Origin of the sequence: Longimicrobium sp., assembly GCF_036387355.1 — a bacterium.
Classification (GTDB): domain Bacteria; phylum Gemmatimonadota; class Gemmatimonadetes; order Longimicrobiales; family Longimicrobiaceae; genus Longimicrobium.
Window position 1 is genome coordinate 1 of the sequence record NZ_DASVTX010000543.1, and the last position, 9,350, is coordinate 9,350.

The 9,350-nt window shown below is 71.0% G+C and carries 9 protein-coding genes and 1 pseudogene; 4 read left to right on the plus strand and 6 right to left on the minus strand.

Annotated elements, in window-relative coordinates; translation table 11 throughout:
• A partial coding sequence (locus VF665_RS23390; protein WP_331055900.1) for a tetratricopeptide repeat protein occupies positions 1 to 1,018 on the minus strand: 1,018 nt, incomplete at its 3' end.
• A 28-nt stretch (positions 1,019 to 1,046) separates the two neighbouring features.
• The gene (locus VF665_RS23395; RefSeq protein WP_331055901.1) at positions 1,047 to 2,186 is read right to left on the minus strand and encodes a tetratricopeptide repeat protein; all 1,140 of its coding nucleotides are present in this window, start codon (positions 2,184 to 2,186) and stop codon (positions 1,047 to 1,049) included.
• 211 nt (positions 2,187 to 2,397) lie between these two features.
• Here VF665_RS23395 and VF665_RS23400 point away from each other — a divergent pair, with 211 nt between their 5' ends.
• Positions 2,398 to 2,703, plus strand: a complete 306-nt coding sequence (locus VF665_RS23400) for a hypothetical protein (protein WP_331055902.1) — start codon at positions 2,398 to 2,400, stop codon at positions 2,701 to 2,703.
• A gap of 397 nt (positions 2,704 to 3,100) precedes the next feature.
• Positions 3,101 to 4,231 carry a lamin tail domain-containing protein gene (locus tag VF665_RS23405; protein ID WP_331055903.1) on the plus strand — a complete coding sequence of 377 codons (1,131 nt, stop codon included), beginning with the start codon at positions 3,101 to 3,103 and terminating at the stop codon, positions 4,229 to 4,231.
• 143 nt (positions 4,232 to 4,374) lie between these two features.
• On the opposite strand, the gene VF665_RS23410 is transcribed toward VF665_RS23405, so the two are convergent.
• Together VF665_RS23410 and VF665_RS23415 are read right to left on the minus strand one after the other, a co-directional pair.
• Complete coding sequence (locus VF665_RS23410; protein ID WP_331055904.1) at positions 4,375 to 5,754, minus strand: hemolysin family protein; 1,380 nt, start codon at positions 5,752 to 5,754, stop codon at positions 4,375 to 4,377.
• Between the two features lie 103 nt (positions 5,755 to 5,857).
• Positions 5,858 to 6,178, minus strand: a complete 321-nt coding sequence (locus tag VF665_RS23415; protein ID WP_331055905.1) for a hypothetical protein — start codon at positions 6,176 to 6,178, stop codon at positions 5,858 to 5,860.
• A gap of 198 nt (positions 6,179 to 6,376) precedes the next feature.
• Here VF665_RS23415 and VF665_RS23420 point away from each other — a divergent pair, with 198 nt between their 5' ends.
• Both VF665_RS23420 and VF665_RS23425 read left to right on the plus strand, forming a co-directional pair.
• A complete protein-coding gene (locus VF665_RS23420) occupies positions 6,377 to 7,207 on the plus strand; it encodes an alpha/beta fold hydrolase (RefSeq protein ID WP_331055906.1) in 831 nt (276 codons plus the stop codon).
• A complete protein-coding gene (locus tag VF665_RS23425; protein ID WP_331055907.1) occupies positions 7,204 to 8,010 on the plus strand; it encodes an alpha/beta fold hydrolase in 807 nt (268 codons plus the stop codon). The genes VF665_RS23420 and VF665_RS23425 overlap by 4 nt, the downstream gene beginning before the upstream one ends.
• 96 nt (positions 8,011 to 8,106) lie before the next feature.
• On the opposite strand, the gene VF665_RS23430 is transcribed toward VF665_RS23425, so the two are convergent.
• On the minus strand, positions 8,107 to 8,865 hold the full coding sequence (locus VF665_RS23430) for a DUF3108 domain-containing protein (protein WP_331055908.1): 759 nt from the start codon (positions 8,863 to 8,865) through the stop codon (positions 8,107 to 8,109).
• Positions 8,866 to 9,350, minus strand: a pseudogene (locus VF665_RS23435) (hypothetical protein); the annotation flags it as partial. It lies immediately after the preceding gene.

Consider the following 9,350-nt stretch of genomic DNA (forward strand, 5'->3'; position numbering starts at 1 on the left):
GGGCCGCGGCGGGAGCGGCCGGCGCCGAACGCATCAGCGCGCGAAGCTCCGCGGGGGCGCGCCGCAGCTCGGCCTCGGCTTCCGCGGCGCGGCCGGACTCGCGCAGCGCACGCACCAGCCCGCCCCACGCGCGCTGGGCGCCCACCCCTTCCGGATTGTAGCGCAGCGCGGTGCGGAACCGCTCCACCGCCTCTGCGGAATGCCGGCCATCCAGCAGCAGGTAGCCGAGCTCCACGTGCAGCCCGGGTTCGTCCGGCGCGGCGTCCAGCCCGGCCTGCAGCTGCCGCTGCGCGTCCGCCCGGCGCCCCGTCTCGCGGTAGATGCGCGCCAGGTACACCCGGGCCTGCGGGTCGCGGGGGTGCGCGTTGGCCCAGGCACGAAAGCCCGCCTCCGCCTCGGCGATGCGCCCCTGCGCGTACGCGGCCTCCGCGCGCTCCAGCCCCCGCGACGCGCGCCCGTCCGCGCGCATGCGCACAACGACCACCAGAAGCAGCACCAGTACGCCCAGCGCCGCCAGCGCCTGCCACGGAAAGCGGCGCCGGGACGCGGGGACCTCGTGCGCGATGGGCTCGGAATCCGCGGAAAGCTGCGGCTCCTCCTCGTCCTCCACCGGATCTTCCAGCGGCATGGCGGGGAGGGCGCGCACGTGCGCCTCCAGCCCCTGGGCCACGGAAAACGCCAGCTGCCCGTCGCGTGGCAGCGGGTCCGCGCCGGAGGCGATGCGGTGCGCCACGCCGTCCAGCTCGTGCACCGCCGCGGCCAGCTCCATGGGAAGGCGGTTGCGGCGGCGCAGCTCGGCCAGCAGGTCGGGGGCGGGGAGGTCGTCTTCGGAAAGGGCGCGCAGCCGCAGCTCCACCGGGGCGGTGGGGTCGTCGCGCAGCATGCGCCGCAGCGTGGTTTCCGTGGCGCGGGCCACGCGCACCACCGCACCCGCCGGGGCCGCGCCGGAGCGCAGCAGCTCCACGTCGGCCGCGCGCTGGTGCAGCGGGCGAAGAATGCTGTCGGGGGCGAAGCTCACGGGCGCCCGGCGCGTGGGAACCCGGCCATCACCGCTCGATGCGCAGCAGCCCCATGCGGGCGCTGGCCTTCAGAAAGGCTTCGGCCGTGTGGCTGGGCACTTCGCGGCCGGTGCGCTCGTGAATCTGCCGCGCCGCGCGCCGCAGAAAGGTGCCCACGCTCAGCGCCGGCTCTCCGCACGCGTCCCGCATCCCGCGGACAATGTCGTCCCACGAGCCTTCGAACACGCTCCCCTCCGCCGTGCGGATGCGGTGCGTCTCCGTGTCCGCCTCCGCCGTGGCGGACGGAGGAGCCGGGGGTCCCAGGACCTTCATCATGAAGTCCATCTGGGCGCTCAGCTCCAGCGCGGCGGCGGCCTGTTCGTCCACCACGCCCTCGAAGCTGGCTTCCACTTCGGCCAGCAGATGGTCGACGTCGTCCGGCTCCTCGTCCAGCTCCGCCAGCGTTTCGCGCCACGGGGCAAACCAGGAGTCGTCCTCGGCCACGCCGTCCAGCTGCGTCTTGAGCTCGATGTAGCGCCAGATGCTCAGCGTGTCCCAGTGCTCCGCCGGGGGGACCTGCTCCAGCTCGGTAAGCGCGCCGCGCAGGTCGCCGCGGTCGTGCAGCAGGTGCGACAGGTAGATGCGGGCCTCGTGCAGGTCGCCGTCCAGCTTGATGGCGCGGCGAAGCTCGCGGCGCGCGCCCAGGTCGTCGCCCAGCGCGTGCAGCGTGTACCCGCGCGCGGCCGCCAGCTCGGCGCTGTCGGCGTGCGTGGTGGAAAGCGCGGCGAAGCGGGCGCGCGCGTCGGTGAACAGCCCCTCGCGGTACAGCGCGCGGCCCACGGTAAGGCCGAGCTCCAGGTCGTCGCCCAGCCCCATCTCGTCGATCTGGGCAAAGCAGCTCAGCGCGTCCTCTACCCGGCCGAACTTGAGCAGCGTTTCGCCAAGCCCCACCCACGCGTCCTCGTACTCCGAATCCAGCTCCAGCGCGCGCTCAAAGCACTGGCGCGCCCAGGCGTACTCCTCGCGCGCGATGCGGGTGTAGCCGAGGCCCACCTGCAGCAGCACGGAGTCTGGGTACTGGGCGATGCCGTCGCGCAGCACGTGCAGCGCCTGGTCGTAGTCGCCGGTGTCGTAGTGCTTGTGGGCCAGCTCGTCGTACTCTTCGGAGCTGAGAAATGACGTTCCCATTCAGCCTTCTTTCTGGTCTCGCAAAAAGGCGGGGGATGGGGCGCGGCCCGGAACGGGGCCGCGGGGAAGCAGACGGACAGGGTGCACGGGCCGCCGCAGGAATATACACCGGACCGGGCTCCCGCTCCAAGGGCCGGAGCGGCCTTGCGGGTGCGCCGGGGCGCGGCGAGATTGGTGCGGCCTTCCCCCGTGAACCAACCCCCGAGGAACGATGTTCGACTGGCTCCGCCGCCGTCGCCTGAGCAACGAAGCCAAGCGCAAGCTCCTGATCGCCGCTGCCCGTGCGGAAGAGGCCATCGTGGAGACGCACGTGTCGAACGTGCTGGACCTCATGGACCTCCTGGGCAACGAGGTGGACGTGGACCGCGGCCTGGAGCTGTACCACGAAATGCTCCCCATGGAGGAGCACATTTCCACGACGGTCACCAACCGCGTGCTGGCCCGCTACGAATCTGCCGGCGTTCACTCCGCCGCGTCGGGGCGCCGGTTTGAGAACGTGTTCCGCGACGGCCGCTGACTCAGCACCTCGCGCGCCATCCCTGACGCCGCCCCGCCCGGGGCGGCGTTTCTGTTACCATCCCCCGCCGGCCATCCCTGCACCGGCTCCGCTGCATACCCCGAACGTCAGGCGGCGTTCGGTGCGCAAGCATCACGACCACGGTCCCCTCCTTCAGGCGCGGAATGGACTGCTGCCCCGTATGGTGATACAGTCTGACCGTTCGCACTTCCCTGCGCGGGTTTCGTCAAGGTCCCCATCCGGCCGCCCACCGCTACGGCGGCCGCATGGAACCGCGTCCGTGACAGGCTGGCCGGGGCGTGCGGATTTTGACTGCTACGCAGCGTCGTATTACTGTCACGAACCTTATACGCCGTACCCACTCGATCCGGCGGCCCACCTCATCCCGCACGTCCCCATGCTGACACGAGGAAATCTGGCCGCGCGGTTCCCCGCCGCGGCGTTGATCGCTGGCCTGGCTGCCTGCTCCGGCGACGTGGTCACCGCCGGTCCGGACGCGCCTGAACTCCCGGCGAACACGGCCCTGCTGGAGTGTACGGTTTCGGTCGGAGCCGCGAGCCTGCGGTGCGCCGATACGGGCCCGTCCGCGGGAGGGGCGCGCGGCGCCATCTACGGCGGCCAAGGCAGCGTGATCAAACTGGCAAACACCCCCGTGTCGGTCACCAAACCACACCCGGACACGGTTCTGATGTCCACGGAGGTGACCGTGAAGAACCTGCTGAGGGATCAGGCGATCGGCACGGTGGACAGCGTGACGGTGGATACCGCCGGAATCAAGGTGTTCTACTACACGGGGCCGACCGTGACGGCGGGTTCGGGCTTCGTCCAGGTCGCGGGCCAGGACGGCGAGGCGGCCTTTCTGAACGGCCCGGCCCCTTTCTACCGGTACCCGCAGATGCTGGCGCCCAACGCCACCAGCGCCGGCCGGACATGGAAGTGGAAGGTCGCGCCCACGGTGCAGTCATTCACCTTCAAGGTCTACGTCTCCACGGCGGTGCAGGCGCGCATCGTCATCAACGAGATCATGCTCAACCCCAGAGAGCCGCTGCAGGACAGCGTGGCCGAATACGTGGAATTGTACAACAGCGGGCGGTTTGCGCTGAACCTTCAGGGCTTCATTCTTTCCGACAACACCGCGGGATTCAGCGACACGATCAAGTCGGCCCTCATGATCGGGGCGGGCAGGTACCTGCTGCTGGGACGCAGCAGAAACGCCACCAAGAACGGGGGGCTCGTCCCGGACTACGTGTACACCTCGCGATTCGGAACAACGAGCCCCGCTTTGTCGCTAGATAACAGCGGGCCCGACTTCTTTGTGATCAAGGCACCAACGGCCGTGACGGTGGACTCCGTGTTCTACGCCACCGATAGCACCCCGGGCTTCTCGCGCGAACTCAAATTCACCTACGACAACAACGAGTCGGTCCACAACGGGAACTGGCAGTCGGGCACACGGGACTACGATCCCGATTACGAGTCCTACAACTACGGCAGCCCCCGCCGCGTAAACCCGAACAACTCCCTTTGAGCCGGATCGTGAAAACGCCGTCAGCCGCCCCGGACCAGGTCCGGGGCGGCTGATTTGTCTGGCACGTGGGCGGGACGGGAGAGTACGGCGGAGGTGCGCCGGCGCGAGAGTGCCGACGTGACCAGCCCGGCCCGGCGGCGCGGCTATTCGGCGGCCGCTTCTTCGTTCACCAGCGCGGGGTCCGACAGGCGAAGGCAGGTCACGCGGCGCTCCTCCGTTTCTTCCACGCGCAGCGTCATGGGCCCCTCCGCGCCGCGCACCAGCACGGAATCACCCACCTCGGGCACGCGCCCCAGCGTGCCGAACACGTATCCGCCCACCGTGTCGAACTCTTCCTCCGGAATCCGCAGCCCGAACCGCTCGTTCACGTCGGAAATCAGCACGCCGCCGTCGATCAGCACGTCGCCCTCGGGCGTGGGCTCGAACTCCGGGTCCGCCTCGTCGAACTCGTCGGTGATCTCGCCGACGATCTCCTCCAGCAGGTCCTCCAGCGTGACCACGCCATAGGTTCCGCCGAACTCGTCCAGCACGATGGCGAGGTGGACGGACGCGGCGCGCAGCTCGGAAAGCAGTTCATCCACCGGCTTGCTGTCGGGGACAAAGTACACGGAGCGCAGGATGTCGCGCACGTCGAACGGGCCGGTGAGGTCGCCGCCGCGCTCGTGCACCACGCGCAGCAGGTCCTTGGTGAGCACCACGCCCAGCACGGTGTCGATGGTGCCCTCGTACACCGGCAGCCGCGAGTGCCCCTCCACCGTCGCGATCTCCAGCAGCCGCGCCAGCGTGACCTCGGCGGGAACGGCCACCACCTCCGGCCGCGGCGTCATCACCTCGCGCACCACCGTTTCGCTGATTTCAAACACGCCGCGCAGCATCTCGCGCTCGTCCTCTTCCATCTGCCCCGGCGTGCTTTCCGACTGCGGCTGGGTGACCAGCAGACGGAGCTCTTCCGGCGTCTGCACCAGCGGATGGAACCCGGTGCTGGTGACGCCGAACAGCCGCACGATGCCGCGCACCAGAAAGTTGAGCGGCCAGGTGACGGGGGTGAGCACGAGCGCCAGGAGCCGCAGCGGCGCCACCGCCAGGTTGGCGGTGATCCACTCGGCGCGGTGCACGGCGATCAGCTTGGGCACCTGCTGCCCCAGCGTGGCGTGCATGAGCGAAACGACCAGCAGGGCGAAGAAGACGGCGACGGCGGTGGTGGAGCCGAGCGAGAAGCCTCCGACGCGCACCTCGCCGCGCCCCAGGACGGGGAGCACGTAGGCGTGCGCCAGTCGCACCGCGTAGAAGCCGAGCGCAACGGAGGCCAGCGAGCGCGCCACCTGCGCGGCGAACACCAGCTCCTCCAGCCGGTCCAGCGCGGGAAGCACGCGCGCCGCCTGGGCGTTCCCCTGCCTTACGGAGCGCTCGATGCGGATGCGGCGAACCGCGATCAGGGCAAATTCGGCCGCAACCAGAAAGGCGTTGGCCGCGATCAGCCCGAAGATGTAGAGAAGGGAAAAACTGCCGGGGTCGGAATCCATGCGGAAGAACGGGGGTGAGTGCCGCGTGCGCGGGGCCGCGGCGCGCGGCGGGCCGAACGGGAGGCGGACCGCGCCGCCTCCCCTGCCCCGCCGCGAAACGCCGTCAGGCCGCGGCGGGCTCCTGCTCCTGCTCCGCGCCGTCGTGGGCTTCCGCGGTCGCGGTCTCCACCTCGGCGGCGTTGGAGATCACCGGGCTGCAGAAACGCAGGCCGATCGTCTCCAGCTCCTTCATTTCGCGCTCCGTCAGCGCGGAGTGGCGTTCCTTGAGGAACTCCACCGTGTCGCGCATCCACTCCTGCTGCTGATCGGGCGACGCCTTCATCACGCCGCAGCGGTGGATGTGCCCGAACAGTTCGTTGCGTGCTTCGTCCAGCGCCGTGGGACGGCTGGTGCGCTGAGGCGCGCGGTCACGATTACGGCTCAAATGTGCCTCCTGGGTAGATGAGTCACCGTCCCCCCGCGGAGGGACCGGACACGTGCATTTGTATATAGCCCGGAAAGATAACGGAATCAGCCGCCCGGCGAAACGTCTGCCGCGCGCGGGTCCGGTGCTTGCCTGCCAGAGTGAAGGTGCGCGGCTTCGCGGAGCCGCACGTTCCCTGATACCCCGCGGCGCCCGGAAGTGCCCCTACGCACCCTGCCCCAGCTGATCCGCCACCCGCCAGGCCGCCACGTCCGCTGGCGCGACCTGGACTTGCGCACGCACCAGGCGGACTTCGGCCCGTATCGCATCCACTGGGCCGAGGCGGGAGCAGGGGAGGAAGCGGTGGCGCTGCTGCACGGGCTGAGCGGATCGTCGCGATGGTGGGCGCGCAACATCCAGGCGCTGGCGGACCGCTACCGCGTCCTGATCCCCGACGTCATCGGGTTCGGCCGCAGCCGGCACTCGGCGTTTTCGCTCCCCGACGTGGCCACGGTCGCGGGGGTGCTGGCCGAGTGGATGCGGGGCGCCGCGGGAGAGCCCGTGCACCTGGTCGGCCACTCCATGGGGGGACAGCTCGCCATCCACGTCGCGGCGCGCTTCGGCGACAGTGTCCGCCGCCTGGCGCTGGTGGACGCGGCCGGGCTTCCGCGCCCCCTCACCCCGCGCCACGTGATGCGCTTTGCGTATGAGGTGGCGCCGCCGCGGCGCTGGGGCGACCCCACCTTTCTGCCCATCATCGTGGGCGACGCGCTTTCCGCCGGGCCGTGGCGGGTCATGCGCGCCCTGCGCCACATCCTGCGCGACGACGTGCGGCCGCTGCTGCCGGAGGTGCGGCAGCCCACGCTGCTCATCTGGGGGCGGCAGGACACCATCATCCCCCTGGAGCACGGGCGGGAGATGCGCGCCGCCATCCCCGACGCGCGGCTGTTCGTGATGGATCACGCCTGGCACAACCCCATGGTGGACCGCCCGGCGGACTTCAACCAGGCACTGCTCGCCTTTCTGGCGGGCACGGAGGTCGGCGAGTGACGTACGGGGCCCGGCTGGGTGACGCGGCGGCGCAGTGGGCGGGAACGCACCGGGTGCAGGCGGGCCCGTGGTGGATGCGGTACCGCGACGCGGGGGAGGGGCCGGCGCTGGTGCTGGTGCACGGGCTGGGGTGCTCGGCGGACTACTGGGTGCGCAACGGGGCGTGGCTGGCCGCGGCGGGGTACCGGGTGCTGGCGCCGGACCTTCCCGGCTTCGGGCGCACGCGCGGGCCGCGGGCGGGGCTCAGCATTCCCGCGCAGGCCCGCGGCATCCGCAAGTTCTCGGAGGCAATGGACCTGGGACCGGCCGTGTACCTGGGCCACTCGCTGTCCTGCCAGGCCGTGCTGGAGTTCGCGGGGAACGTGCCCGGGCGCGTGGCGGGGGTGATTCTGGCCGCGCCCACGGGGGACCGCCGGCGCAAGCGGCTGGTGCACGAGGCGCTGGGCTTCATGCAGGACATTCCGCGAGAGCCGCTGTCCCTGGTTCCGTTCATCGCGGACGCGTACCTGCGCGCCGGGCCGGTGCGCTGGGCGCGCACCTGGCTGGCGGGCAAGACGCACGACGCCTTTCGCGCCGCCGCCCGGGTGCGCGCGCCGGGGCTGGTGCTGGTGGGCGAGCGCGACCCCGTGGTTTCCAACCAGTTCGCCACGTCCATCGCCCGGGCGCTTCCGGACGGGCGGGTGGAGATGATCCCGGACGCCGCGCACGCGCTCATCTACAACCAGTCCGAGCGCTTCAACGCCGCCGTCCTCCGCTTTCTCGCGTCTGCGCATCGGCAGGCGCGGCCCGGGTTCTCACCGTAGCCGGGGACCGTGGGGCAGGTACGAAGCCCTGCGAAAAAATCCGCCCCGGGCACAGGCCCGAAGCGGATTTTCGATGAGGACGGCGGACGCTCCGGATCAGGTCCCGGGGCGATAGCTGCGCAGGAGCATCGTGAGCGAGCCCACCACCGGCACCCGGCTGCGGATGAGCACGGGGATGCGGTGCTCGTCATCCGACAGGAACACCTCGGCGCGCCCGCCCTCGCCGAACAGTCCGTCCGTGCGGATCACGGGCTGGATCACGATCGTGCGGAAGCGGCCGGCGGGCACTTCCACCGTCTCGCGGCGCACCACGCGCAGCACCACCGGGTTGCCCTCCGCCTTGAAGTAGCGCGGCAGCGTGTACGTGGCGCCGATCTCCAGCGGCAGCGTGCGCGCATAGTACAGGAACGACAGGTCGTCCAGCGGCTGGGCGGTGGGAATGCTCCCCGTGCGACCGTTCTCGCGCCGGTACGTGCGGTTCTCCGGAAAGAAGTCGTACGTGCGGTTCCGGCGGTAGCGCACCTCGTGGATGTTCTGGTGGAACCGGCGCGAAAACAGCCCGTCCGGGTCGATCCAGCTCTCGTACACGTCCTCCACGCGGGCCAGCGCCACGCGGCCGTTCACCGTCATCCGCGTGTGGAACGTCTGCTCTCCGCGGATGTTCACCATCCCCACCACCTGCAGCGTGCCCTGCCCCACGGACGCGCCGGCCAGCTTGACCTGGTAGTTGGCCAGCTCACCCGCGGAAAACGGAAGCCGTCTCTGCTGCGCCGAAGCCACCGTGGCGCCCCCCGCCAGCACGGCGGCGAGCGCCACGGCCACAAGGCTGCGCAGCGGCCGAATATATGCCTGCATTCATCCCTCGCTTTCAGGAACCGGGGCGGGTGCCCCTTCCCCCGCCTCCCCACCTTCGCGGGAAACGGCGGGCTTTCTGCGGCGCGGCCGCCGGGGCCTGCGCCGTGCCGGCGCCGCCCCTTCGTCCGGGGCCGCGCCGTCCGTCAACGCCGGAGCGGAGTCCATCGCGACACCTTGGCCGCCCTCCGCGCCAGCCTCGCCACCGTCCGCGGACCCTTCGCCCGCGAACGCGTCGTCCATTCCATCACCGGCCGCGGCCCCTTCCGCCGCGGCCGCGCGCGCCCGCGCCGACTTGCGCCGGCGCGGCTTCCGCTTCGGCTTGCGCGGCGCCTCTCCCTCGGATCCATCCACCGGCGAAGCAGGATCGGCCGTCTCCAGTTCCGCGGACGGCGCCGTGATCGCCTCCTCGTCCACCACCGGCCCGGCGGGCGCGGGGCGGGGCGGCTTTTCGCGCCGGGGGCGCGGCTCGCGCGGGGGACGGGCTT